At 64.8% G+C, this 25,886-nt stretch carries 24 protein-coding genes and 1 tRNA gene; 9 read left to right on the forward strand and 16 right to left on the reverse strand.

The genetic code is table 11. From position 1 onward, the window contains the following. From IF809_RS22510 to IF809_RS22525, 4 genes are all read left to right on the forward strand, one after another. Positions 1-353: glutathione binding-like protein (locus tag IF809_RS22510; protein ID WP_462838562.1), on the forward strand; the 353-nt coding region annotated here is incomplete at its 5' end. A 137-nt stretch (positions 354-490) separates the two neighbouring features. Next, on the forward strand, positions 491-1,099 hold the full coding sequence (locus IF809_RS22515; RefSeq protein WP_462838563.1) for a DsbA family protein: 609 nt from the start codon (positions 491-493) through the stop codon (positions 1,097-1,099). Further along, positions 1,099-2,076, forward strand: a complete 978-nt coding sequence (locus tag IF809_RS22520; RefSeq protein ID WP_462838564.1) for an NADPH:quinone oxidoreductase family protein — start codon at positions 1,099-1,101, stop codon at positions 2,074-2,076. The genes IF809_RS22515 and IF809_RS22520 overlap by 1 nt, the downstream gene beginning before the upstream one ends. Before the next feature lie 110 nt (positions 2,077-2,186). Beyond that, positions 2,187-4,232, forward strand: a complete 2,046-nt coding sequence (locus IF809_RS22525) for a methyl-accepting chemotaxis protein (protein WP_462838565.1) — start codon at positions 2,187-2,189, stop codon at positions 4,230-4,232. A 13-nt stretch (positions 4,233-4,245) separates the two neighbouring features. Here IF809_RS22525 and IF809_RS22530 read toward each other — a convergent pair whose 3' ends face one another. The 8 genes from IF809_RS22530 to IF809_RS22565 all read right to left on the reverse strand — a co-directional run bounded on the left by IF809_RS22530 (position 4,246) and on the right by IF809_RS22565 (position 14,651). After that, positions 4,246-5,136 (reverse strand): crotonase/enoyl-CoA hydratase family protein, encoded by an 891-nt coding sequence (locus tag IF809_RS22530; protein WP_462838566.1) that lies wholly within the window; start codon positions 5,134-5,136, stop codon positions 4,246-4,248. 155 nt (positions 5,137-5,291) lie between these two features. Then, the gene (locus IF809_RS22535; protein WP_462838567.1) at positions 5,292-6,710 is read right to left on the reverse strand and encodes an amidase; all 1,419 of its coding nucleotides are present in this window, start codon (positions 6,708-6,710) and stop codon (positions 5,292-5,294) included. Positions 6,711-6,712: 2 nt separating this feature from the next. Further along, positions 6,713-7,876: a M20 aminoacylase family protein gene (locus IF809_RS22540; RefSeq protein WP_128965613.1), complete on the reverse strand. Its 1,164-nt coding sequence runs from the start codon at positions 7,874-7,876 to the stop codon at positions 6,713-6,715. Between the two features lie 13 nt (positions 7,877-7,889). Then, positions 7,890-9,395, reverse strand: coding sequence for a M81 family metallopeptidase (locus IF809_RS22545; protein ID WP_462838568.1), 1,506 nt, complete (start codon positions 9,393-9,395; stop codon positions 7,890-7,892). Between the two features lie 215 nt (positions 9,396-9,610). Beyond that, complete coding sequence (locus IF809_RS22550) at positions 9,611-11,263, reverse strand: ABC transporter ATP-binding protein (protein ID WP_462838569.1); 1,653 nt, start codon at positions 11,261-11,263, stop codon at positions 9,611-9,613. Positions 11,264-11,414: 151 nt separating this feature from the next. Then, entirely contained in the window at positions 11,415-12,302 is an 888-nt protein-coding gene (locus IF809_RS22555; protein ID WP_462838570.1) for an ABC transporter permease, read from the reverse strand. A gap of 17 nt (positions 12,303-12,319) precedes the next feature. Then, positions 12,320-13,261: an ABC transporter permease gene (locus IF809_RS22560; protein ID WP_164938608.1), complete on the reverse strand. Its 942-nt coding sequence runs from the start codon at positions 13,259-13,261 to the stop codon at positions 12,320-12,322. Between the two features lie 259 nt (positions 13,262-13,520). Further along, complete coding sequence (locus IF809_RS22565; RefSeq protein ID WP_462838571.1) at positions 13,521-14,651, reverse strand: M20/M25/M40 family metallo-hydrolase; 1,131 nt, start codon at positions 14,649-14,651, stop codon at positions 13,521-13,523. Positions 14,652-14,919: 268 nt separating this feature from the next. Here IF809_RS22565 and IF809_RS22570 point away from each other — a divergent pair, with 268 nt between their 5' ends. Next, positions 14,920-16,530, forward strand: coding sequence for an ABC transporter substrate-binding protein (locus tag IF809_RS22570; protein WP_462838572.1), 1,611 nt, complete (start codon positions 14,920-14,922; stop codon positions 16,528-16,530). 241 nt (positions 16,531-16,771) lie between these two features. After that, positions 16,772-18,367 carry a glycosyltransferase family 39 protein gene (locus tag IF809_RS22575; protein WP_462838608.1) on the forward strand — a complete coding sequence of 532 codons (1,596 nt, stop codon included), beginning with the start codon at positions 16,772-16,774 and terminating at the stop codon, positions 18,365-18,367. Positions 18,368-18,377: 10 nt separating this feature from the next. On the opposite strand, the gene IF809_RS22580 is transcribed toward IF809_RS22575, so the two are convergent. From IF809_RS22580 to IF809_RS22605, 6 genes are all read right to left on the reverse strand, one after another. Further along, the gene (locus IF809_RS22580; protein WP_462838573.1) at positions 18,378-18,518 is read right to left on the reverse strand and encodes a hypothetical protein; all 141 of its coding nucleotides are present in this window, start codon (positions 18,516-18,518) and stop codon (positions 18,378-18,380) included. A gap of 53 nt (positions 18,519-18,571) precedes the next feature. Beyond that, complete coding sequence (locus IF809_RS22585) at positions 18,572-19,822, reverse strand: multidrug effflux MFS transporter (RefSeq protein ID WP_462838574.1); 1,251 nt, start codon at positions 19,820-19,822, stop codon at positions 18,572-18,574. A 282-nt stretch (positions 19,823-20,104) separates the two neighbouring features. Next, complete coding sequence (locus IF809_RS22590; protein WP_462838575.1) at positions 20,105-20,407, reverse strand: hypothetical protein; 303 nt, start codon at positions 20,405-20,407, stop codon at positions 20,105-20,107. A 42-nt stretch (positions 20,408-20,449) separates the two neighbouring features. Further along, positions 20,450-20,935 carry a hypothetical protein gene (locus IF809_RS22595; RefSeq protein ID WP_462838576.1) on the reverse strand — a complete coding sequence of 162 codons (486 nt, stop codon included), beginning with the start codon at positions 20,933-20,935 and terminating at the stop codon, positions 20,450-20,452. A 200-nt stretch (positions 20,936-21,135) separates the two neighbouring features. Next, positions 21,136-21,411, reverse strand: coding sequence for a hypothetical protein (locus tag IF809_RS22600; RefSeq protein WP_462838577.1), 276 nt, complete (start codon positions 21,409-21,411; stop codon positions 21,136-21,138). Beyond that, positions 21,369-21,457 (reverse strand) — tRNA-Leu (locus tag IF809_RS22605). The genes IF809_RS22600 and IF809_RS22605 overlap by 43 nt, the downstream gene beginning before the upstream one ends. A 170-nt stretch (positions 21,458-21,627) precedes the next feature. On the opposite strand from IF809_RS22605, the gene IF809_RS22610 reads away from it, so the two are divergent. Further along, complete coding sequence (locus tag IF809_RS22610; RefSeq protein ID WP_128965620.1) at positions 21,628-22,038, forward strand: twin-arginine translocation pathway signal; 411 nt, start codon at positions 21,628-21,630, stop codon at positions 22,036-22,038. Positions 22,039-22,055: 17 nt separating this feature from the next. Here IF809_RS22610 and IF809_RS22615 read toward each other — a convergent pair whose 3' ends face one another. Beyond that, the gene (locus IF809_RS22615; protein WP_462838578.1) at positions 22,056-23,258 is read right to left on the reverse strand and encodes an FAD-dependent monooxygenase; all 1,203 of its coding nucleotides are present in this window, start codon (positions 23,256-23,258) and stop codon (positions 22,056-22,058) included. A gap of 19 nt (positions 23,259-23,277) precedes the next feature. Next, positions 23,278-23,523 (reverse strand): zinc-finger domain-containing protein, encoded by a 246-nt coding sequence (locus IF809_RS22620; RefSeq protein ID WP_007602543.1) that lies wholly within the window; start codon positions 23,521-23,523, stop codon positions 23,278-23,280. A gap of 307 nt (positions 23,524-23,830) precedes the next feature. Here IF809_RS22620 and IF809_RS22625 point away from each other — a divergent pair, with 307 nt between their 5' ends. After that, complete coding sequence (locus IF809_RS22625) at positions 23,831-24,967, forward strand: hypothetical protein (protein ID WP_462838579.1); 1,137 nt, start codon at positions 23,831-23,833, stop codon at positions 24,965-24,967. Positions 24,968-25,080: 113 nt separating this feature from the next. Further along, positions 25,081-25,836, forward strand: a complete 756-nt coding sequence (locus IF809_RS22630) for an alpha/beta fold hydrolase (RefSeq protein WP_453983224.1) — start codon at positions 25,081-25,083, stop codon at positions 25,834-25,836. The last annotated feature ends 50 nt before the right edge of the window (positions 25,837-25,886 follow it).

Consider the following 25,886-nt stretch of genomic DNA (forward strand, 5'->3'; position numbering starts at 1 on the left):
ATTTCGCGCTCTATGCGGCCGAGAAGATTCCCTACGCGATCGAGCGCTATCGCGACGAGGCGGCGCGGCTCTATGGCGTGCTCGATCGCCAGCTCGCCAAGACCGGCGCCTATGTCGCCGGCGGCTATTCCATCGCCGACATCGCCTGTTTCCCCTGGACCATGACCCACAAGGCGCAAGGCTTTACGCTCGACGACTATCCGAACGTCAAGCGCTGGTACGCCGAGGTACGCGCGCGGCCGCAGGTGCAGGCCGGGCTCGCGATCGGAAAATTCGTCAAAGAGCCGTTCGACGAGGAATCACGCAAGATCATGTTTGGCCAGCGGGCTAAGGAAGTTTTGGGAAGGAAGTAGGCTGCTCGTCCCGTCGTCATTGCGAGGAGCCCTTGCGACGAAGCAATCCAGATCTTTCCGCGGCGCAGTCTGGATGCTTCGCTGTGCTCGCAATGACGGAGGATAGAGCGTGCCGAATACAAGCAAAGGAAATCGCCATGATCGAATTCTTCTTCGACTGCTCCAGCCCCTGGACCTATCTCGCTTTCCACAACATCCAGCCGCTGGCGAAAGAGCTCGGTGCGGAGATCATCTGGCGGCCGATCCTGGTCGGCGGCATCTTCAATACGGTCAATCCCAGCGTCTATGCGCAACGTGAGAAACCGGTGCCGCTGAAGGCGCGCTACATGAAGAAGGATCTTCAGGATTGGGCGCGCTCGGCGGGTCTTGCGATCAAGATGCCGCCGACGGTGTTCCCGGTGAACAGCGTCAAGGCGATGCGCGGCTGCATTTGGCTGGGGAAGGAGATGGTGCCGTTCGCGACTTCAGTGTTCAAGTCCTATTGGGGCGACGACAAGGACATTTCGCAGGACGCGGTTCTGGCGGAGATCTGCAAGAAGGTCGGCATCGACGAGCAGAAGTTCTTTGCCGGCATTTCCGAGCAGGGCATCAAGGATCAGCTCAAGGCCAACACGGAAGAGGTCGTCGCACGCGGCGGCTTCGGCTCGCCAACCATTTTTGTCGACAAGACCGACATGTATTTCGGCAATGACCGCCTGCCGCTGATCCGCGAGGCGTTGCTGCGCAACAGGGCAAGCGCGGCCTGATGGTACGAGCTGTCGTCTGCCGCGCGCTCGGCGCGCCCGAAATGTTGCGGCTGGAAGAAATTCCGTCGCGTTCCTTGAAGCCAGGCGAGGTCCGCGTCGCGATCCGCGCCGCCGGGCTGAATTTCCCTGATGTGCTGATGGCGGCCGGCGACTATCAGCTCAAGCCGGAGCTGCCGTTCACGCCCGGCATGGAAGCCGCCGGCGACGTCATCGAGGTCGGCGCGGAGGCGAGGGGCGCTGCCGTCGGCGACAAGGTGATCGTGAAAATGCGCCACGGCGCTTTCAGCGATGAGGTGGTGGTGACGCCGTCGCAGCTCACCCCGAAGCCGTCGACCTTCGACTATGCGGAAGCTGCGACCTATCTCGCCGGTCACGGCACCGCCTATCATGCGCTGATCGAGCGCGGCCGGGTCGAGCCTGGCGAGGTGCTGCTGGTCCACGGTGCCGGTGGCGGCGTTGGTCTTGCAGCGGTCGAGCTCGGCAAGATGCTGGGTGCCACCGTGATCGCGACCGCGTCCAGCGACGAGAAGCTGGCGATCGCAAAGTCGCGCGGCGCCGATCATCTCGTCCGCTACGACCGCGAGCCGTTTCGCGAGGCGGTCAAGCGCATCACCGACGGCCGCGGCGCCGACGTCGTGTTCGATCCGGTCGGCGGCCAGGTTTTCGAAGACTCGATGCGTTGCATCGCCTGGGGCGCACGGCTGCTGGTGATCGGCTTCACCGCCGGCATCGGTTCGGCGAAGACCAATTTGCTGCTGATCAAGGGCGCCAGCGTGCTCGGCGTCCGTGCTGGCGAAGCCGTGCGCAGGAATCCGAAGCTCGGTGAGGTCAGGCTGAAGGCACTGCTGCAATGGGCGGAGGAGGGTAAACTGCGCCCGAACGTCTCGCATCGCCTGCCGCTGCAGGACTGTGCGAAGGCGATGCGGCTGTTGATCGAGCGAAAGGCGATCGGGCGCGTGGCGCTGGTGATGGACTGACCGGGTCTGCCGCATTCGTGAGCAGGTACCGCTCAAGCTTTGGTCGCTCGCGTAACGCGTTTTCTTTACCAGTCTTATCCTATCACGAGTGCGCAATGTGAACTCGGTTGATGTTCAAGAACACAAGAATACTCCACCGCATCGCTCTGGCGGCGCTGCTGCCCCTCGCGACGCTCGCCATGATGGCGCTCTACGAGATTTCCGCGAAATGGGCCGTGCGCTCGGAAATGGCGGAGATGCAGCCGGTCGTGGACGGGGTCGGCAAGTTGAGCGGCCTGGTCCACGAGCTCCAACGCGAGCGCGGCCTGTCGTTGACCTTTCTGAGCAGCAAGGGCGGACAGTTGGGGGCCGAACTGCTGCAGCAGCGTGGTCGCACGGATGCCGGTCGGGCAAGGGCGCTTGAAGCGCTGGCTGATCTGGCCCGGGAGAGAAGCGGCCGGCTGACGTCTACCAGTCAGGCAGCGACGGAGAGTCTCGGGCGGCTGGATACGCTGCGCGAGCAGATCGATCGCCAGGCCATCGCTCCGGCCGCGGCAACGGGCGCTCTCACCGAGATCGTGGGGCGTCTGATCATCGTGATGTCGGGCATTTCCAAACTTGCAACGGATGACGAGATTTCGCGGTCGATCGCGGCGCATGCCAATCTGGTGGAAGCCAAGGAGCGGGCCGGTCTGGAACGGGCCACCGTCGCCGGCGCGATTGCCGCCGGTCGTTTCGAGCCACAGGCCTACGTCCGGGCGATCGGCCTTGCCGCGGCACAGGACAGTTTCTTCGCGTCGTTACGTGCGGTTGCATCCGCTCCCGCCAGGGAGCTGCTCAATTCGCAACTGTCCGGGCCGGCGGTCGACAGGTTCGAGAGCATGCGCAGAGTGGTCGAGCGAGGCGGGCTTGCCGGGGAGTTCGGTTCGCTCGACAGCAAGACCTGGTTCGATGCCGCGACGGTTCGGATCGACCTGATGAAGAAGGTGGAGGATGGCTTGGTCACCGATCTGGCCGACCTGATGGCCAAGAAAAAGAACGGTGCCACCTTCAGCCTTGGCCTGGTGACCGGGCTTGCCCTGCTGGCGCTGCTGACCAGCATGGCGGCGGTTTCGATGATGGCGCGGAGCATCACGGCGCCGATCGGTCAGCTGGCCAACGCCATGAGCCAGCTTGCCGGCGGCAAGCTCGATCAGCAGGTCGATGCGACCGATCGGGGCGACGAGATCGGCGCGATGGCGCGCGCCGTCCAGTTCTTCAAGGACAATCTGGTCCGCACCGTCGAGCTCAACGCGCGGGAACGCGAGGCCATCGCGCAGCGCGCCGCGCGCGCAACGCGCATCGGCGAGCTCACGGATCGCTTCAATACCGACGTCGCCGAGGTGATCGAAACCGTCGTTTCCGCCTCATCGCAGCTCGAGGCGACGGCGGCAAGGATGAACAAGTCCGCAGGTCGGACCAGCGACGAAGCGGCCGGCGTGGCCGATGTGACGGAGGTCGCCTCCACCAACATGCAGACCGTGGCGGCAGCCACCGAGGAACTGTCCAATTCGGTCGCCGAGATCGGCCGGCGTGTGACGCAATCGGCCGAGATCGCGCAGAAAGCAGCCGTCGACGGCCGCCGTACGAACGAAACGGTCAAGAGCCTGTCATCGGCCGCTGCATCGGTCGGCGACGTGCTGACGCTGATCAACGAGATCGCGAGGCAGACGAATCTGCTGGCGTTGAATGCGGCGATCGAGGCGGCCCGGGCCGGTCACGCGGGCAGGGGATTTGCAGTCGTCGCAGGCGAGGTCAAAAGCCTCGCCGAACAGACATCCAAAGCGACAGACGATATCCGCAGCCAGATCACCGCGATCCAGACGACGTCCGAACAGGCGCTGAGCGCAATTCACGGCATCACCGTCACGATCGAAGAGATCAACGAGATCACGGCTTCTATCGCCGCTGCGGTCGTCGAGCAGGACGCCGCCACACGGGAAATCGCCCGCAACGTTCAGGAGGCCGCGCGGGGGACCGGAGAGATTTCCCAGAGCATCCAGAGCGTCAAGCTTGGATCGAGCGAGTCCAGTGCCGCCGCGGGCGAAGTTTTCGATGCTTCCGAGGAACTGACGCGACAGTCGGAAAGCATGCGTCAGTTCGTCGAGACCTTCATCGGCGCGATCAAGGCGGCATAGGTTCGAAAACGCGCTATTTGTACTCCCGCTCGGTCCACCACGGGAAATAATCCGGCATGTCGCTGGAAACCTTGTTCTTGAACTGCGCCGGCCGCTTCTCCAGGAACGACACCACGCCTTCCCTCACGTCGTCCGAGCGGCCGCGGGCGTAGATGCCGCGGCTGTCGACCTTGTGGGCTTCCATGGGATCGTCGGCGCCCATCATGCGCCACATCATCTGGCGGATCAGCGCGATCGACACCGGCGCGGTTTTGGCTGCGAATTCCTTCGCTAGCGCGCGGGCGGTCGGCAAGAGATCGTCGGGGGCGACGACCTTGCTGACGAGGCGGCCGGCGAGCGCTTCCTGAGCCGGGAAGACGCGGCCTGAATAGCACCATTCCAGCGCCTGCGAGATGCCGACGATGCGCGGCAGGAACCAGCTCGAGGCCGCCTCCGGCACGATGCCGCGCTGGGAGAACACGAAGCCGAAGCGCGCCGCTTCAGATGCGATGCGAATATCCATCGCGAGCTGCATGGTGACGCCGATGCCGACGGCGGGGCCGTTCACCGCGGCGATCACCGGCTTGAGGCACTTGAAGATGCGCAAGGTGACCTGGCCGCCGCCATCGCGCACCTGCGGATCGCTGTAATCGATCTTGCCGTCGGCAAAGCGCTTCACCGGCCCACGCCGCGCGTCGCGATCGAACGTATCGGCTCCGGAGGAGAGATCCGCGCCTGCGCAAAAGCCGCGTCCGGCTCCGGTGACGATGACGGCGCGGACATTGTCGTCCTTGTCGGCGGCGTCGAAGGCGTCGATCAATTCTGCCTGCATCTGCGCGTTGAAGGCGTTGAGCTTGTCGGGCCGGTTCAGCGTGATGGTGAGGATCTGCTCGGCGACCTCGTATTTGATCGTCTCATACGCCATGAGTGGTTTCCTTCCCTGGATCTTTATCGTTCTCTCTAGCACGTCATTCCGGGGCACGCGAAGGGCGAGCCCGGAATCCATTTATCCACACCACTTGTGCCGATGAATGGATTCCGGGCTTGCGCCAAGAGGGCGCCCGGGAATGACGAGCGGAGTTAGTTGCGCGGCGGCTTCGGCCAGGGCCGCTGCGCTCCGCGCAGGCCTTCGAACGCCTTGGCCATGCCGAGCACGCCGATATCGTCGAAGCGGCGGCCGACGATCTGCAGGCCGATGGGAAAACCCTTGGCGTCGAACCCGCCATTGATCGAGACCGCAGGGTTCTCCGACATATTCCACGGAACGGTATAGGCGATGTGCTCGAACGGCTTCATGGGATCGTTGGTCGGCGAGGCCCAATCCGCCGGATAGTTCACGTTCGGTGCGGTCGGCGAGATCACGTAATCGAGCTCGCAGAACAGCTTGGACGCAGCTGCGCGGATCGCCATGGTCTGGTTGAAGCCGCGGATCACGTCGACGCCGGAGAGCTTCGCGCCGGATTCTCCCCATTTGAAGATGTAGGGCAGCACCTTTGCCTGTTCGGCCGGCGTCAGCTTGGACAGATCGTCCCACATCCGCGCGCGCCAGAAATTGTCGAGGCCGTCGAGCATCTCGCGCGTGAGGATGCCGTCGACTTCGGCGACGACGGCGCCTGCGGACTCGAAAGCCTTCGCGGCCTTCACCGCCACTTCGCGCACCGGCTTCTCCAGCGCCAGGCCGCAGCCGGGATCGAGCATCAGGCCGATGCGGAGTTTGCGCGGGGACTTCTCGAGACCCTTCCAGTTCAGCGGCTCGGCGGGCAGGCTCATGCCGTCGCGCCTGTCGGGCTTTGCGATCACGCTCATCATCAGCGCGCAGTCGTCGACCGTGCGGGTCATCGGGCCGGCGACGCGGCCGACATAGCTGGGGTCGATCGGCACGCGTCCGAAGCTCGGCTTCAGGCCGACGAGGCCGCACCAACCGGCCGGCAGGCGCACCGAGCCGCCGATATCGGTGCCGAGATGCAGCGGACCGTAGCCGGCTGCGGCCGCGGCGCCCGCACCGGCGCTGGAGCCGCCGGGATTTTTGGTGAGGTCCCAGGGATTTCGCGCGAGCGCGTGGAACGAAGAGAGCCCCGACGACAGCATGCCGTAATCGGGCATGGTGGTCTTGGCGAAGATGATCGCGCCTGACTCGCGCAGCCGCGCGGCGGGCGGGGCATCCTTCTCCGCCGGCACGAGCTTGACGCTGGCAGCTCCCAGCGGCACCGGCACGCCTTTGGTCGCGATGTTGTCCTTGACCGTGACAGGCACGCCGTCGAGCGCGCCGCAAGGTTCGCCGCCGGACCAGCGCGCCGTCGAAGCCTCGGCGGCCTCGCGCGCGCCGTCGGGATCGAACGCATAGAGCGCCTTCAGATGCGGCTCCCACGCAGCGACATGCGCGAGCAGATCCTCCAGCACCTCGCTCGGCGAGAACTGCTTTGCGCGATAGCCCGCGATCAGATCGACCGCGGACAAATCGTGCAGCGAGGTGACCGCCTCCTCGACGCTCTTCTTCATCGCTAGCCTACCGGCATGCGCGTTTCGATGATCCGGGCGAACATGCTGGCGCCGATCGGCAGGATCTTGTCGTCGAGCACGAAGCCGGGATTGTGCACCGGAACCGAGCCGTCATGACCGACCCAGAAATAGGCGCCGGGAATTGTCTCCAGCATGTCGGCAAAGTCCTCGCTGCCCATCTTCGGCTGGGTGCGGGTGATCACCTTGGCGGGGTCGACGATCGTGCGCGCGACCTCCTCGACCACCTTGGACTGCTCGACCTGGTTGACCAGCACGTTGAAGGTGTCGCGGATGTCGACATCGATCGCGCACTCATAGGCACTGGCGATGCCGGCGCAGATGGTGCGGATGCGTTCGCTGACCAGGGTGCGGACTTCCTTCGAGAAGGTGCGGATGGTGCCGCAAAGATGCGCATCGCCGGGAATGACGTTGTAGGCGGAGCCGGCATGGATCTGGGTGATCGACACCACCGCAGCCTGCAGCGGCTCGACGTTGCGGCTGACGACGGTCTGGATCGCCTGCGCCAGCGTGGTCGCGATCACGACCGCGTCCTTGGAGCGCTCGGGCATAGCGCCATGCGCGCCGTAGCCGGTGATGCGGAGGTCGAAGAAGTCGGCGCTGGCCATCGCCGGGCCCGGCAGGATCGCGATCTCGCCGTGGTTGAGGTCGGGCGCGTTGTGCAGGCCGTAGAGCTCGTCGCACGGAAATTTCTCGAACAGCCCGTCCTTGATCATGGCGCGGGCGCCGCCCAGGCCTTCCTCCGCCGGCTGGAAGATCAGGTGCACGGTGCCGTCGAAATTCCTGGTCTCGGCGAGGTAGCGCGCGGTGCCGAGCAGCATGGTGGTGTGGCCGTCATGACCGCAGCCGTGGAAGCGGCCGGGAATCTTCGAAGACCATTTCAGATTGGTGTTCTCTTCCATCGGCAGCGCGTCCATGTCGGCGCGGAGCCCGATGCGCTTGCTGCCCGAACCCTTGCCCTTGATGACGCCGATCACCCCGGTGCCGCCGAGACCGCGATGCACCTCGATGCCCCAGCTCGTCAGCTTGTCGGCGACGATGCCGGAGGTGCGCACTTCCTCGAAGCCGATCTCGGGATGGGCGTGGAGGTCGCGCCTGATGGCAGTGAGTTCGTCGGCGTAGCCGTCGATGCGGTCAATGGTGGGCATGTGTCCTGTCCGGTTAGCATGAAGAAGGATCGAAAGCGGGGCCGTTCGGCTTGATGCGGATACCCGGACGCAGGCGCGTCCAGGGGAGGGACGCCGTATCGGCCGGCATCGCGCCGGGCGCGGCGCAGATCATCAGCTTTTCCGCGATCGGTTCGAAATCGGCGCGGAAATGCACCGAGCTCTTGTTGACCAGGATCTTCTCCCTGGTCGGCTCGATGCCGACATAGCGGTACATCGCCTGGTCGGCGAGTTGCGCCTTGTGCGAGGAGACGACGACGCGGACGTCGCCGATGCGCAAGGCCGCGGAGGGACCCATCTCCATCTCGCGGCCGCCATAGTAGGGACCGGGCGCGATGAAACGGCCGTCGGAGAGTTTTTCGACCACGAAGGTCTCACGATAGGGCTCGTCGCCGGGAATGCCTGATTTGCCGCCGAGCGAGAGCGTGACGGTGGCGCCGACGCCGGCTGCATGCGCGGCCCTGGCGGATTCCGGATCATAGATCGCGCCGGTGGCGGCGCTCGCCTTGTTGCGCACCAGCGCGCGCAGCATGCCGGTCGTGTCGGAATCGCCGCCGGCGCCGGGATTGTCCTGGGTGTCGGCGATGATGATCGGCTTGCTCGCGCTCTTGGCAAGTTCCATGGCGTGGCGCACGCCGTCGTCAGGCGTCCAGATCTTGCCGTCGAAATCGTCCTCGTGACTTTCGATCAGCTTGACGATCGCCTCTGCGGCACGGTCCGCATCGTCTTGCGTCCTGCCGTAGGCGAACACGCTCGGCCCGCAGTCGCGGAAGTCGGCGGCCGGGAAGCCCGGCGCGAAGGACAGCGTCGGAACCGCATCGCTCTCCAGCGCGGCGAGCTTTTCGTAAATGCCCTTGGTGGGGAAGTCGTTGGTGCATTGCCAGCTGATCGCGATCAGGAACGGCAGTTGCCGGAATGACTTTGTGAGGCGCTGCTTCGTCTTCAGCAGCAGGGCGAGGTGCTTTGCGCAGGCGTGGCCGGTCTCGGCCATGTCGACATGCGGATAGGTGCGGTAGGCGATCAGCGCGTCCGCATGTTCCATCATTGCGGGAGTCACATTGGCGTGCAGGTCGAGGCTTGCGACCAGCGGAACATCCTTGCCGATGATGCGGCGAACGCGCGCCAAGATCTCGCCTTCGCCGTCGTCGAGATGCTCGGTCACCATGGCGCCGTGCAGGTCGAGATAGACGGCGTCGATCGGCCCGGCAGCCGCGATGCCGTCGATCATCACCTTCACGATGCGCTCGAACGCATCCTCGGTGACATGCGCCGACGGGCTCGCACCGCAGGCGATGGTCGGAACGAGTTCCCAGCCGTTGGCTTCCGCGCTGTCGACGAAACCGGCCAGCCCGACATTGATGCCGCGCATCACCTTGAGAACGTCGGCCCCCACCGTCATCGCCGGCCAGCCGCCGCCATGCTGGAAGTCGGCGAAGGTCGCCTTGGTCGGAGCGAAGGTGTTGGTCTCGTGCAGGAAGCCGCCGACGGCGATGCGTGTCATCAAAGCAAGTCCGATCAATCAAGGGTGCGCGAAATTAGCCATGGCCTTGCAGTGAGAGCAAGGCGGGAAGCAATCGCGCAATGCATGGGGTCAAGACGTTTTGGGAATGTGTGCCGCGCACACCGTCATTGCGAGCACAGCGAAGCAATCCAGAGTCTTTTCCGCGGAGGAAGTCTGGACTGCTTCGCTGCGCTCGCAATGACGAGAGGGAAGACCTACGCGCTCGCCCCCACGCCCTCCGACACCGGCCGGAAATTCGCAAAATCCCAGTTGCGGCCGGGTGCCGCATCCAGCAACGCCCTGGTGTAGGCCTCCTGCGGGTGCGTCAACACCTCCGCCGCCGGCCCCTGTTCGACGACGCGCCCGTGCTGCATCACCACGACCTCGTCGCAGATTTGCGCTGCGACACGCAGATCGTGGGTGATGAACAGGATGGCGATGCCGAGCCGCTTCTGGATCTCGTCGAGCAGGTCCAGCACCTGCGCCTGCACGGAGACGTCGAGCGCGGAGACCGCTTCGTCCGCCACCAGCACGTCGGGATCGAGCGCGAGCGCACGCGCAATGGCAATGCGCTGGCGCTGGCCGCCGGAGAACTGGTGCGGATAGCGCGACACAGCGTCGGCCGGCAGGCCGACCAGCTCGAGCAATTCGCGGGCCCGCTTCATCGCGTCGGCATGCGATATGCCGTAATTGATCGGGCCCTCCGCGATGCTCTCGCCGACGCTGACGCGCGGGTTGAGCGAGCGGTACGGATCCTGAAACACGATCTGGATCTTCTGCCGGTGCGGCTGCAGCAGGCGGCGCGAGATGTCCGAGATCTCGCGGCCGGACAGGCGCACACCGCCGGAGGTCGGATCGATCAGGCGCACGATGCAGCGCGCCACCGTCGACTTGCCCGAGCCGCTTTCGCCGACGATGCCGAGCGTGCGGCCCTTGCGCAGTGTCAGCGTCACCTTGTCGGCGGCGACGACCTCGCGGCCTTTGCCGAAGAAGGCGCGTTCCTTGTAGATCTTGCTGAGGTCGTTGGCCTCCAGCACGATCGGCTCGCGGCTCTCCTCGCGCGGCGGCCGCGGCACCAGGCTCGGGACGGAGGCGAGCAGGTTGCGGGTGTAATCCATGCTGGGATTGCGCAACACGGTCTCGAGTTGGCCGGTTTCGACCAGGCGGCCCTGCCGCATCACCGCGACGCGGTCGGCGATCTCGGCGACCACGCCCATGTCATGGGTGATGAACAGCACGGCGGTGCCATGATCGCGCTGCAGCTCGCGGATCAGGGACAGAATCTGCTTCTGCGTGGTGACGTCGAGCGCGGTGGTCGGCTCGTCGGCGATGAGGAGCTTGGGCTCCAGCACCAGCGCCATCGCGATCATGATGCGCTGGCGCTGGCCGCCGGAGAGGCGGTGCGGGTAGGAGGCGAAGATGCGCTCGACCTGGGGCAGGTGGACCTGCTCCATCATATCGAGAATGCGCTTCTTGCGCGCTCTGGCATCGAGGTCGGTATGGGCGCGCAAGACCTCGTCGATCTGGCGGCCGACCGGCACGACCGGATTGAGCGCGGTCATCGGCTCCTGGAAGATCATGGCCATCTTCGTCGCGCGCAACTGGCGCAGGCGGCGGTCGGTCGCGGTGAGGATCTCCTCGCCGACGAGCTTCACGCTTCCGCCCGTCGGAACCAGCGTGCCCTTTGGCAAGAGGCCCATCGTGGTGAGCGAGGTCACCGACTTGCCCGAGCCGCTCTCGCCGACGAGGCACAGCGTCTCGCCTTCGCGCACCTGGATCGAAATGCCGTCGATGATCTTTGGCCCGCCCGGCTTCTTGCCGACGGAGACGACGAGATTGTTGATGTCGAGAATGGTGTCTTTGGTCATGCGAGGTCTTTCGTCATGCCGGGGCGCGCGTCAGCGCGAGCTACGGTGCGCAATTGCGCACCGGAGAATCCATCGGGCCGCAACACAAGAGGTGAAATGGACTCCGGGCTCGCGCCAAGGGGCGCGCCCCGGAATGACAGGGCTACTCGCATCACTTCCCCTCCCGCTGCTTCATGCGGGGATCGAGTGCGTCGCGGGCGGCGTCGCCGATCAGGTTGATGCTGAGGATGGCGATCGAGAGCAACAGGCCCGGCCAGAAGATCAGCGTCGGCTTGAGCTGAAAATACTGGCGGCCTTCGGCCATGATGTTGCCCCAGGTCGGCGTCTCAGGCGAGATGCCCGCGCCGAGGAAAGAGAGAATGGCCTCGGTGAGGATGGCGGAGGCGCAGACATAGGTGCCCTGGACGATCAGCGGCGCGATCGTATTCGGCATCAGGTGCCGCCACATGATCTTGGGCAGCGACGATCCGACCGAGATGGCGGCCTCCACATAAGGCTCCTCGCGGGCGGATAGCACGACCGAGCGTACCAGGCGCGCCACGCGCGGGACTTCGGGAATGGTGATCGCGATCAGCACGGTCCAGATGCTGGCGCCGGACAACGACACCACGGCGATCGCGAGCAGGATGCTCGGCATCGCCATCAGGCCGTCCATGATGCGCATCATCACCGAATCGACCAGCTTGAAGAAGCCGGAGACCAGCCCGATCGCAAGCCCGATGGCGATCGAGAAGATCGCCGAACCGATGCCGATCAGCAGCGAGATGCGGCCGCCATAGATGACGCGCGACAACAGGTCACGGCCATAGGGGTCGGTGCCGAGCAGGAACTGCGCGGACGATGGTTTGAGCCGCTGCGAGGGCGCAAGCTGGATCGGATCATGCGGCGCGATCAGCGGCGCCAGGATCGAGATCAGCACGATCAGCGTGAGCAGGATCGTGGCCGCCGTGATGATCGGCGTCGAGGTGAGGAATCCGAGGCGCGGCCTCAGCGGCGACGTGATCGGAATGGAGGACTGGGGAAGGCTATCGACCGTCATGGTTGTTCTTCCTTGCCTCAGTACCTGATACGGGGATCGAGCAGCGTATAGGCGACGTCGATCAGAAGGTTGACGACGACGTAGATCAGCGAGGTCAGCAGGATCATCGCCTGGATCACTGGATAGTCGCGCGCCAGCACCGCATCCACCGTGAGGCGGCCGATGCCGGGGATGTTGAACACGCTCTCTGTGACGACGACGCCGGAGATCAGCAGCGCAAAACCGGTGCCGATCACGGTGATCACGGGCACCGCGGCGTTGCGCAGCGCATGCCGCATCATCACGGCGACCTCGTTGATGCCCTTGGCGCGCGCCGTTCGCACGTAGTCTTCACCGAGCACGTCGAGCATCGCCGCGCGCGTCATGCGCGCGATCAGCGCGATATAGATAAAGGAGAGCGCGCAGGTCGGCAGAATGATGCGCTCGAGGAACGGACCGAAGCCGGCCGATATGCTCTTGAAGCCCTGCACCGGCAACCAGCGCAGGTCGATCGCAAACACCTCGATCAGGACATAGCCGACCACGAACACCGGCACCGAGAAGCCGAGCACGGACAGGCCCATCACGAAGCGATCGATCCAGGTGCCGTGCTTCCAGGCCGCGATGACGCCGAGCGGCACGGCGACGACGACGGCGAGAATGATGGTCGACAGCGCGATCGATATCGACGGCTCGACGCGCTGGCCGATCATCTTCATGACCGGCAGGTTGGAGATCAGCGAGGTACCGAGATCGCCGTGCAGCAGCTTGTTCACCCAGGTGATGAACTGGACGATCAAGGGCTCGTTGAGACCGAGTGAGGTGCGGATACGCTCCAGCCGTTCCGGCGTCGCATTGTCGCCGGCGAGGATCGCGGCGGGATCGCCCGGCGTCAGCCGTAGCAGCAGGAATACGAACAGGGCGACGACGCCCATCACGGGCACGGCGGCGAAGATTCGGCGAAGGAGATATCCGAGCAAGTTGGATCCGTCAGATTAGAGTCAAATCGGCGGCAGCGGTGATCGCCCGTTCTGCCACCAGCCTAACATTTCAGCAATTCCCGTGCCATCAGGGTCACAGTTTTTGCAGTGCGGCCAGTCTTCGTAGGGGTGGGCGATGCGGCTTGTCCGCCCTTAGCTCGAAAAAAGGCTGATGCGTGCCCACCCTTCGTTGCGATCCGAGAGAGGTGGTGGGCACGGCGCAAGTGCCCTTTGTCCGCCCTACAGAATGACTTGGCGATCACTCCAGGGTGGCCAACAGTCCCGCCATCAGGCGGCCGCGTTCGACCAGACTCTCGACCTCGATATACTCTTCGAGCGTGTGGACATTGCCGCCGCGCACGCCCAGGCCGTCGAGAGTCGGGATGCCCATCGCGCCGGTGAAGTTGCCGTCGGAACCGCCGCCGGAACTCGCATGCGGTAATTCCGCGCCGAGCGATTTGGCGATGCCTCGCGCCTTTTCGTACAGTGCCATGGTGCCGGCGTCCGGCTCCCATACCGGCCGCGTCACTCCGCGCGTGACCTTGAAGGCCACCTCATTGCTCGTGCCCGACAGCGCCAGCATCCGCTCGACGCCGCGGTCGAGATCGGCCTGACGCTTGGCCATGGAGAGCGCTTCGCCCGTGGCGGTCGTGGCAACGCAATTGACCCATTGGCCGCCATGCACGATTCCGACGGAGAAGGTGCAGTCTTCGGTCGTCATCGCCTCGATCGCGAGAATCTGCCGCGCCATCTCGCGGATGGCCGACCGTCCCGCCGACAGCGTTGCGCCTGCGTGGCTCGGTCGTCCCGTCGCTTCCAGATTGAATCGCGCGATGGCGTAACGTCCGGTGGTGACGCCGTTGTCGGCGCGACCGGGCTCGGGCACCAGCACGTATTTGTTGCGCGCGGCTTCCGCCTCGATGATGTCGCGCGTCGAGGGCGTTCCGACTTCCTCGTCCGGCGTGAACAGCACGGTGATCGGCAGGGGCGTAGTGAAGGACGCGCGTGCCAACTGGCGGATCGCCTCCAGGGAGAGATAGTTGCCGCCCTTCATATCGCAGATGCCGGGACCGTAGCATCTGTTGCCCTCGCGCCGCCATTTCAGCTTCTCGATGGTGCCGACCGGGTGGACGGTATCCATGTGTCCGGCGATCAGAATGCCCGGTTCGCCCTGCTTGGGGTGCGGGAAACGCGCGCGGATGACGCCGCCGAAGCCCTGACGGCCGGCAATGCGCTCGATGGTCGCACCCATGACGGCCATATCCCGCGCTGCGATATCGAGCATGCGATTGACGGCGCCGGCGTCCCAGGTCGGGCTCTCGCATTCGACCCAGGTGCGCAGGCCCTCGAGCATGGTTTCGGAATCGAAGGGAAGATTGGCTGGATTCATCTCGATGTCTCCCAAGATTCGAAAGATGGAACGCGCATTGCATCAGCGCCGGCAGGACAAGCGGAGAGCGTTGTAGAGCCAAACCGATCTTTGTGGAGCCCGTACGTACGACGCCGTGGGCTGCACCGAAACCGGATTGACGCGCTCAACACTGTCTGCAAGTCTCGAAAGATAAAGGCGTTGCATGAGGTTAGTTCGCCCAAAGAACGAACCTGATGCTCAACCAATAACCTGCCTTTGAACAGTTTCACGTCAGGAGAAACTTTCTATGTTGAGCTTGATGCGCCGGGGGCGTCGCGCGTTCGCCTCCATACTTGCGCTGTCGGTCGTCGCGCTTTCGACGGCGATGGCCTCGCCGGTGTTTGCGGCCGGCAAGACCATCACCGCGGTGATGCATTCGGATCTGCGCATCATCGATCCGATCTTCACCACCGCCTACATCACGCGTGACCATGGCTACATGGTCTACGACACGCTGATCGCGACAGATGCGAATTTCAAGATCCAGCCGCAGATGGCGGACTGGAAGATCTCCGACGACAAGCTCACCTATACCTTCACGCTGCGCGACGGCCTGAAATGGCATGACGGCACGCCGGTGACCGCGGAGGACTGCGTTGCCTCGCTGAAGCGCTGGGCCGCCGTCGACGGCATGGGCCAGCAGATGATGCAGTTCACTGCGAGCATCGAGGCGACCGATCCGAAAACCATCACGCTGAAGCTGAAAGAGCCCTATGGCCTGGTGCTCGAGTCGATCGGCAAGCCGTCTTCGCGCGTCGCCTTCATGATGCCGAAGCGTCTCGCCGAGACGCCGCCGGACAAGCAGATCCCCGAACAGATCGGATCCGGTCCGTTCAAGTTCGTCCAGGGCGAATTCCAGCCCGGCGTGAAGGCGGTCTATGTCAAGAACACCGATTACGTGCCGCGCAAGGAGCCGGTGAGCTGGACTGCGGGCGGCAAGGTGGTGAAGGTCGATCGCGTCGAGTGGATCACCATGCCGGATTCGCAGACCGCGGTGAATGCGCTGCAGTCGGCCGACATCGACTTCATGGAAAATCCGCCCTGGGATCTGTTGCCGGTCCTCGAGGGCAATCCCGACCTGAAGGTCGAGACGCTGAACAAGTTCGGCTTCCAGACCTTGGGCCGCATGAACTTCCTGCATCCGCCCTTCGACAATCCGAAGATCCGCCGCGCCGCGCTTCTGGCCATCAGCCAGAAGGACGTGCTCGACGCACTCGTCGGTAATCCGAAGTACTACAAGGTCTGCGGCGCCTTCTTCATCTGCGATACCCCGTTTGCAACCGACGTCGGATCGGAGACGCTGGTGAAGGGCAACGGCATGGCAGAAGCCAAGAAGGCCCTTGCCGAGTCCGGCTATGACGGCACTCCCGTCGTGATCATGGCCCCCGGTGACGTCACGACACTCAAGGCCCAGCCGATCGTGGCTGCCCAGCAACTGCGCGAGGCCGGCTTCAAGGTCGATCTCCAGGCGACCGACTGGCAGACGGTGGTGAGCCGGCGCGCCAGCCAGAAATCTCCCAAGGAGGGCGGCTGGAACATGTTCTTCACCAACTGGGTCAGTGCCGACGTGTCCAACCCGATCGCGAATCTCTCGATCGGCGGCCAGGGCAAGAAGGGCGGCTGGTTCGGCTGGGCGGAGGATGCCAAGATCGAGAAGCTCAAGGACGACTTCGTCCGCGCCGCCTCGCTCGACGATCAGAAGAAGATCGCGACCGAGATCCAGAAGGAAGCCTACGACCAGGTGATCTACATCCCGCTCGGCCAGTATCTGGCGCCGAGCGCTTGGCGGAAGTCGCTGACCGGCGTGCTCGACGGTCCGGCGACCCCGGTGTTCTGGAACGTCGACAAGTCGGAATAGGACATTCGGCAGAAGGCAAGGGTGCTCGCGCACCTTTGCCCTGACAAAAACGCGGCGCCGCTGTCATCAGCGGCGCCGCTGTCGTTGCCGTACCTGTCTCGGCGAGAAATGCCGAAAACCTTTTTAACTCTTCCAGTTTCCAATCATTGCTATTTGTTTCCGATCTGAAATAGATCGCCTTCAGGCATTACTTCCCCCCTTTGGTTTGATTCTTGTGCCGCTCGATCTTGCTTTCCAGGCGATGGCCGAACAGTCCGATCGCGCGCCGGCGCGTTGGTGCCGTCCCTTCCTGCGCTGGCTCGACGGCGTCGAGGCGGGCTGGGCCGTTCCGCTCCTCATTGCGTGCTTCGTTGCGATCTGGACGCTGTATCTCGCCATCGCCTATGCCGGCGGCGGCCTGCATCCTGATACGCTGGAGGCCTGGACGCTGGGGCGGAATTTCGCCTTCGGCTACCCCAAGCATCCGCCGCTGATGGGCTGGATCGCCGCAAGCTGGACCTCCGTCTTCCCGCTCAGCGACTGGTCGCTGCAATTGATGGCGATGGTCAACGCGGGGCTTGCGCTGGTCTTCGTCGATTGCGTCGCGCGTCAGTTCGTGACCGGGCACAAGCGCATCCTCGTGCTGCTGCTGCTGATGCTGACGCCGGCCTATCAATTCCACGCCCAGCGCTTCAACGCCAACTCCGTGCTGCTCGCGATCTGGCCGCTCGCCACATGGTGCTTCCTGCGCGCGTTCGAGACGCGATCCGTGTTCTGGGCGGTCGCGGTCGGATGCACCACGGCGCTGGCGATGGTCGGGAAATATTATTCGATTTTCCTGGTCTCGAGCTTTGCCTTTGCCGCGCTCGCGCATCCGGCGCGGCGCGCCTATTTTGCCTCTGCTTCGCCGTGGATCTCCGTCGTCACCGGGCTCGCGACGCTGTCGCCGCACATCTACTGGCTGGCGACCACGGGCGCCTCGACCTTCACTTACGCACTGAACCACGCCAACGGCAATGCGGTGAGCTCGCTTGGTGAAGTGAAGAATTTCCTGCTGGGATTGGTCGCGGCCAGCAGCGTCGCGGGCGTGATCTGGGTGTTCGTTGCAGGCCGGCGGCTCAAGCAGTTTCCGGCCGATTTCGCCGCGATGAGCCCGGGCCTTCGACTTCTCTTCTACGTCGCCATCGGTACGATCGCACTGCCGGTGCTGACGTCGCTCGCGATGGGCACGGATCTGCCGTCGCTATGGGCGTTGCAGGGGCTGTTTCTGTTCGTCGTGCTCGTTGTCTGCGGCGCGCGCTATCCGATCGAACGTTTTTACACCGTCAATGCCACGGTCATCGTCATGGGCGTTGCGCTCGTCTCCGTCCTGGTCGCGGCCCCCATCCACGCCGTCTATCGCAACATCAACGGCTATGAAGAGGGGCGGAATTTCTATGCCCAGGCCGCAAGCGAGCTGACCCGACAATGGCATGAGGAGACCGGCGAGCCGCTCGGCGCCGTCAGTGGTGACGATTCACTCGCTTTCGCCACCGCGTTCTACAGTCCCGATCATCCGCACTATGCGCGGCCGTTCGAGCATCAATATCATTGGGGATTGCCGCGCAAGGCGACGCTCGACCGCGGCTGGGCCGCGCTGTGTTTCGAGGGCCAGGATTATTGCGGCCGCTGGATGGAATGGGTTTCAGCCCGCGCCGGACATTTTGTCAGGCGGGAATTCACCGTGCGGGCATTGCTCTGGGGCCGGCCGGGCGTGAGCCGAAACGTGGTCATGCTGCTGGTGCCGCCGCAGGCGAACGGCGCGACGCCCAGAAGTGCGGCGCAGGATTTCAGCGCCAGCAAGCGCAGTCCGGAGTAGGGGCCTCTCCTCAGCAATGGCTATCGCGGACCTGCTCGAGCCCTTCGCTCGCAAAGGGCAGGTTGAAATCCGCGTGCGCGGCGGGCGATGCCGGGCGCTCGGTGTGCTGCGGATCCTGCTCGCGAGCGTCGTCCTGGTGCTGTGGTTCCATTGGGCCGCCTCTCGAATTGCTGCACGACAACATCGAGGGGCCAGCGAAGTTCCTCACGCGATCGGGCGATGGTGCGGCTTGAACAGCCGGCCATTCTCCACGACGAGCACGATCGCGAGCGCGGCAAGCGTCGACAGGAAGAAGCCGACCGAGAACGGCAGCAGCGTGCCGTCGAAACTCTGGCCGATCGCCGTGCCGACCGCGATGCCGATCAGCGTCGTGATCGAGCCGTAGAGCGAGGAGGCGGTGCCGGCGATGTGGCCTTGCGGCTCCATCGCGAGCGCGGTGAAATTGGCGACCATCATGCCGAACGAGAACATCATCAGCGCCGACAGCACCATGAACAGCGGGAGCGGCAGCACGCCGAGAATCTCGCTCAGCAGCATCACGCCGGCGACCAGCGCATAGAGCGTCAGCGCGCCGTGCGAGATCACGCGCATGCCGAGCCGCCCGACCAGCTTCGCATTGAGGAAGCCGGCCACCGCGGTGCCGGCCGCGATCGCGGCAAAGGCCAGCGGGAAGTAATGGCCGAGATGATAGATGCCGGTGAACACCTGCTGCGCCGAGAATACGAAAGCAAACAGCGCGCCGATCACGCTGCCGGCCGCCGTCGCATAGCCGAGGGTCTGGCGGTTGGTGACGGTCTGCCGGAAGGCCGACAGCACGTCGGCTGGCGCAAGCGACCTGCGTTCGGACTCGGGAAGCGTTTCGGGCAGCCGCAGCACGCTCCAGGCGAGCGCCAGCACGCCGTAGAGCATCAGCACGACGAAGATGCCGCGCCATTGCGTGACCAGCAGCACGGCCTGTCCGAACGAGGGCGCGATCACGGGCACGGCGATGAAGATCATCATGGCCAGCGACATCACGCTCGCCATGCGGCGGCCGGCATAACAGTCGCGCACGATCGAGGTCGCGATCACGCGCGTCGCCGAAGTGCCGAGGCCCTGGAGCGCGCGGGCGAGCAGCAGCGTCTCGAACGAGGGCGCCGCGACGGCCAGCACGCCGGCCACCGCATAGACGGCCATGCCGCCTAAAAGCACCGGCCGGCGTCCGAACCGGTCCGACAACGGGCCCATGACGAACTGGCCCGCGCCGAAGCCGATCAGGAAGGTCGACAGCACGAGCTGGAGATGATTGGCGTTGGCGATGCTGAAGGCCCGCCCGATGTCGGGCAGTGCCGGCAGCATCATGTCCATGGCGAGCGGGTTCAGCGCCATGATGGATGCGATCACGACAACGAATTCGGGAAAACCCATGGGGCGGTGTCCCGCGGACACCCAGTCGTCGGCATTGACGTCGGACAAGCAGCTTACCTCTGATTTCAGAGGCCCTATCTCATGCTCATATTGCATTGCACAACCCATGTTTCGGGATGGCTGTCAGGCGGAGCACAAGCCTTGCGGCGCCGGCTTCGTGGGATCGTCTTCTTTCGGCGCGGTCAGAAACCGGGGATTCACCATACGATCGGGGGCGCCAGACCGGGGAGATGAATCCGCAACCCATCTTGTCCAGTGTGGGCGCTGACTGGATGCCGCGGAGGCGTCGAGGAACTCGGGACGGGCAGGGGATCAGACGTGTCGGACATGTCAGGGACAGCACAATGGCCACGGCCCGCGGCCGATATGGCCGGGGGACGCAACGTCTGGCTTGCCGGCCTGATCGTGCTGGTGGCGTTCCTGGTGTTCATCAATCTCGCCAACGATACTGCAATCGACATCAATTACGGCTGGGACGTCCGCGTCAATTGCGCGGCCGTGGATGCGCACGCCGACGGCCTCGATCCCTATTTCGTGAAGAATCTGAAGGGCACCAAGCTCTCTTATCCATATCTCCCGGCGACGCTGGACGCTTTCCGTCCGTTGTGTGCGGGCGGCTTTCTGGTCGGTCACTATCGCGGCGTCTATCTCCTCCTTGCCGTGTTGTGCAGCCTGCTACTGCCCGGGATCGGCCGGCCGCACAATTTGCGCGACGTGGCGCTCAGGGGACTTTTCACCTTCGGCGCGTTCGTCGGTTTCGAATGGGTGTTGGCCTCGGGCAATTTCGCGATCCTCGGCGGCGGCCTCACGGCCGCGGCACTTGCGCTTCTGCTTCGCTCCGCAAAGCGCGATGATCGACACGATGTCCCTCGACTCGCAGGGGCGGCGCTGCTCGGCCTCGTGATGTCGTTCAAGCTGGTGTTCTGTCCGGTGCTGGCCGCGCTCTATCTGCTGCCACTGCCGCGGCGGCAGAAGCTCGCCCTGTTGGCGGTGGCGGGCCTGGGCTTTGCGCTGCCGCTTCTGGCCTCGGTCGTCTTCTATCCAGATCTGTTCTCGAGCTGGTTGCTGGCGATCACAGGCGGCATCCCCGGCCAGCATTCGGTCCAGATCGAGGAAACCAATCCGTCGCTGCTGCTGCTGGCGCAGAGTATCGTGGACCATGCCGGTCTTCCCGACAGCAAGCCGCTGGTGTTCGCAATCTACGCGCTGAGCGCAATCGCGCTCGTGCTCGCGCCGCTCGGCTGGTCGCTGCTGCGCGCTATCGGCCCTATCGGAAGATCGCTGCCGGCACGGCTCGATCGCTGGCTGATGGATCATCCACAGGCCGCGATGCGCGTCACGGTGCTTACGATGTACGGCCTCTATCTCTGCTCGCCGCGTTTGAAGGAATATGCCTTCTTCGAGCTCGCGGTGTACGGCGCGGTCCTGATCGTCGACCTCCCGGCCGCAGCCCTTGCTGCTGTCCTCACCATCGGCGTCGCAGTGCCCACGCTGGTCTCGTTCACGGGAATGTCGATCGAAGGCAATTTCATCCTGATCACGGTCGCGCTGATGTGCTTCTGGATCATGCTGCGAGCGCAGGCATCGGAGAACGTGGTGCGGGCAGCCGGGGTCGAACCGGCACAGCGCTTGCGCACCGAGGGATTTTAAGTCCCTTGCGTCTACCAATTCCGCCATGCCCGCTTGATCCCAACGGGATCAAACACTTAAGTCGCGTCCAGCCCTCTGGAATTGGCGTTCGAGCCGGACCGGAGTTCTTCCTTAAGCGAGCCGGAGGCACAAGGCAAAGCCTCAATCCGGACATCTGGCTCTGCTTTAGCCATTCTCAATTCAGGGGGACTATTTTTCTGCCCATGCCCGCTTCGCTTTCCTTTTCCCTGCGCGCCTGTTGCGCGGTAGCCGCGCTGGGCGCGGCCGGCTTTGCGCTGTCCGGCTGTGCCAGCATGACCGAGACGGTCGCGCCGGCCTTTGCCGATCCCGCCAAATACGAATTGTACGATTGCAAGCAGCTGGAGGCCGAGCGCAAGGCGCTCGCCGCGCGCACCGCGGATCTGCAGCGGCTGATGGACAAGGCCGAGACCGGAGCCGGCGGCGCCGTGGTCTCCGAGCTCGCCTATCGCAACGATTACGTCGCGGTGCGCGGCTCGGCCCAGCTGGCGGAAGATGCCTGGCGCCGCAACAGGTGCCGGGAAACGCCGCCCAATGCACCGCCGGCAGCGACTGCGCCGCAGCGGCCGGACATCAAGCCCGCGCCGAAGCGCTGATTTTTACGGCTCTTGCTTCAGGGACGCCAGCCGTAGATCCACTCCTGCCGCGCCAGCATGCGGTCCGGGCCGAGCGCGCGGATGGCCAGGTCGCGCGCGATCGCGAGCGGCCCACCCAGATGATAGATGCGGCCCTGCTGCCGCGCGGTCCGCTGCACTCTCCTGACGCGGGCCTGACGCATCTGGCCATATTGCTTCAGCGCGGCCGCGACGCTGCCTGCGTCCTCGGCGGTCTCGAGGCTCAGATGCCGGGCCAGCACGGCGGCATCCTCGATCGCCATGCCGGCGCCTTGCGCGGCGAACGGCAGCATCGCATGCACGGCATCGCCAAGCAGCGCGATCGGACCCTTGCTCCAGGGGCAGCCGTCGGGCACGCCGAACAGCGCCCATTTGCGCCAGCTGTTGACGCTTGCCAGCATCATCCGCGCGGCCTTCGGCCAGCGCGGCGAAGCGAAGGCCTCCATCACCTCGGCGGGATCGCCTGCAGTGCTCCAGCCCGGCCTGTTCCAGCTGCCCGGCAACACCGCCACGACGTTGATCTGGCGGCCGCCCGCGATCGGGTAGGCGACGAGATGGGCGTTGGGGCCCATCCAGAGCTGCACCCGACGCGCGGTGTGCGCTTTTGGCAGCTGGGTGGCCTCGAGCGTGCCGCGCCAGGCGATCAGGCCGGAGAAGCGCGGCTGCACCGCGGGGAACAAATGCTGGCGGACTGTCGACCAGATGCCATCGGCGCCGATCAGCGCGCTGGCGAGATCGCTGCGCCGGATCGTGCCGCTGCGATGGACCACCGTCAGTCCCCTGGCGTGGGGGGCGACGTCCTCGAAGGTCGCACCCAGCTTCAGATCGATATCGGGATGGTCTGCCACCGCGCCTGACAGCGCCGATTGCAGATCGGCGCGATGCACCACCCAATAGGGGGCACCGGCGCGCGCGGACGCCGCTTCGCCGAGCGGCATGCGCAAGAGTTCGCCGCCGGCGCGCGCGCTCATGATCGAGACCGCTTCCGGAACGACGGCACGCAGCTTGAGCCGCTCGGTGAGGCCGAGCTCGACCAGCACGCGGCTCGCATTGGGGGAGAGTTGCAGGCCGGCGCCGACTTCCTCGAGCCGCTCGGCCTTTTCCAGCACAACGATGCGGAAACCGCGCTGCGCCAGCGCAAGCGCAGCCGTCAGTCCTCCGATGCCGGCGCCGGCAATGACGATCGTGCGCGGGAGGGCCATTCCTGACCGAATTAAACGGTCAGGCCACCTTGTCCTTCAAGACGCATTCCGGCGGACGGGCCTCGCCCGCCTTCAGATCGGCGGCGAAGCGGTACAGCGTCGAGCAGTACGGGCAGATGATCTCGTTGTCGTTGCCGAGATCCAGGAACACGTGCGGATGATCGAACGGAGGATTGGCGCCGACGCACATGAACTCTTGCGAGCCGATCTCGATGACGGGAACACCGGCATCGTTATGGAAGTGCGGGACGACATGGTCGGACATCGTAGTTCATCCTGGAGTGGCAATGGCAGCAGACACAATCAGCAGTGACGCGGCATAATTTCGACGCCGCGGACCATACTGATGGGTGCTTATGATTGCTAGCCCGCCGGAACCGAAAGGTTCGCAATTGCCCCATGCTCATTTGCTCATGCAAATTCGACACAATCTTGTCGCCTCAGAGAAGCCCTTCTTTCGTCGGGGACGTTGTGTCGCAATTTTGGCATACTATGTCTGTGGACACGCGCAAATTGCGACGAAAGACGAACCATCGGGCACACATGATGCAGCGAATGTCCAGGCTTCCAGCATGAAGTGGCTGCGAATCAGTTCGGCGTTGACCGGGATTGCTGCATGCAGCCTTGTGCTCGCGCAGGTAGCGCCGCATGCCCGCGAGGCCGGCGCTGTCCTCGCCGCGCAGGACGATCCGGCGGCGCTGTCCGAACTCAAGCTCGATGCGGCTCTCGCCAAAGACGAGCACCTGGTTCAGGACAATATCGAAGCCGCGCTCAAGGCCGGCGATGCCGATCTCGCCGACAGCTTCGTCGCGCTCGCGCGTGACCGCAACATCGCGCTGCCCGACGATCTGCTGAGCCGGGTCGGCGATGCGGTCAAGGCGGAGAATTCCACCTCGCAATTCGCCAAGCGCTTTGCCACCGGGCTCGTCACCGGCAATGCCGACGATGTCGCGAGTCTCTCCGGAACCGTCGCCGGCGACCTTTTCGTGATCGGCGATATCAGGGACGTCGTGCGCGAGAGCAAGCACCTCGCCATGGGCGAGGATACCGATCGCCTCGTGCTCGGCCTCGCAACCGCCGGCCTCGCGGTGACGGCGGTGACCTATATGTCCGCCGGAGGCGCGGCGCCGGTCCGTGCCGGGCTGACGCTAGTGAAGGACGCCCGCAAGGTCGGGCGGCTCGGCGAAGGGCTCGCCGCGTGGGCCGGCCGCTCGGCGCGCGAAGTGGTCGACACGCCGATGCTTCAGAACGCGGTTGCCAAGGGCTCGGTGCTGCGGCCGGGCGAGACCGTGAGCGCGATCAAGGCCGCGTTCCGCGTCGAGAAGGCCGGCGCCCTGGTCCGGCTCGGCAAGGACGTCACGCGCGTCGCCGAAAAATCAGGCACGCGCGGCGCGATGGATAGCTTGCGCATCGCCGAGGGCCCGAAGGATGTCGCGCGCGCGGCGCGGCTTGCGGAAGCGCAAGGCGGCAAGACGCGCGCGCTTCTGAAGCTGCTCGGCCGCGGCGCGCTGCTGCTGGTCGGCGGCGCATTCGATCTCACGCTGTGGCTGTTCGGCGCGGCACTGACGCTGTTCGGCCTGCTGTCGTCGATCAAGGCGACCACCGAACGCCTGACCCAGGCGTGGTGCGATCGCAGACGGGCCCGGCGGCTCCGCCGGGCGCAGCTGGTTGCCGAAGCCGCGCTGGCAAACACGGCCGCCACGGCCTAAAACGCACCGCGCTTCAGGTTATTGTTTGAGCATGATCTTGCCGGAAAACCGCTGCACACTTTTCCGGATCATGCTCTAAGATCAACCTTTCCCTCAAATCTGCGGAACTGCTGATGCCGAGCTTTCACAACGGCCCCGTTGAAATGGCCTATCTCGACGAAGGCGAGGGTGATCCGATCATCCTGGTGCACGGCTTTGCCTCGAGCAAGAACGTCAACTGGGTCTATCCGACCTGGGTCTCGGAGCTGCGCAAGAACGGCCGCCGCGTCATCGCGCTCGACAATCGCGGCCATGGCGAAAGCGCAAAGCTCTACGAGCCCGCGCAATACTCGATCCCGACCATGGCCGGCGATGTGCTCGCGCTGATGGATCATCTCGCCATCCCGCAAGCCGACATCATGGGCTATTCGATGGGGGGGCGGATGGCGGCCTGGCTCGGACTGAACGAGCCGCAGCGCCTGCGCTCGGCGATCCTCGGCGGCATCGGCGTCGGCGGCCTGATCGAGGGCACCGGACCCGGCGAGGTCGTGGCGAAGGCGCTGGAAGCGCCCTCGCTCGATGACGTCACCGATCCCGTCGGCCGCACGTTTCGTGCGTTTGCGGACCAGACCCGCTCGGATCGGCGTGCGCTCGCCGCCTGCCTGCGCGGCACGCGCGATCTCATGACGAAGGAAGAGGCCGCCCGCATCGAGGTGCCGGTGCTGATCGCGGTCGGCTCGACCGACGACGTCGCAGGCTCGGCCAGCGCGTTAGGCGCGATCATCCCGGGCTCGGAAGTGCTCGACATTCCCGGCCGCGATCACATGCGCGCGGTCGGCGACAAGGTCTACAAATCGGGCGTTCTCGATTTCCTGTCACGCCGGGGCTGAGGTGATGTTGCTTGAGGCCACGAGGTCGTTGCCATCGTAAGGGGTCTGCA

Source organism: Bradyrhizobium sp. UFLA06-24 (assembly GCF_054967145.1).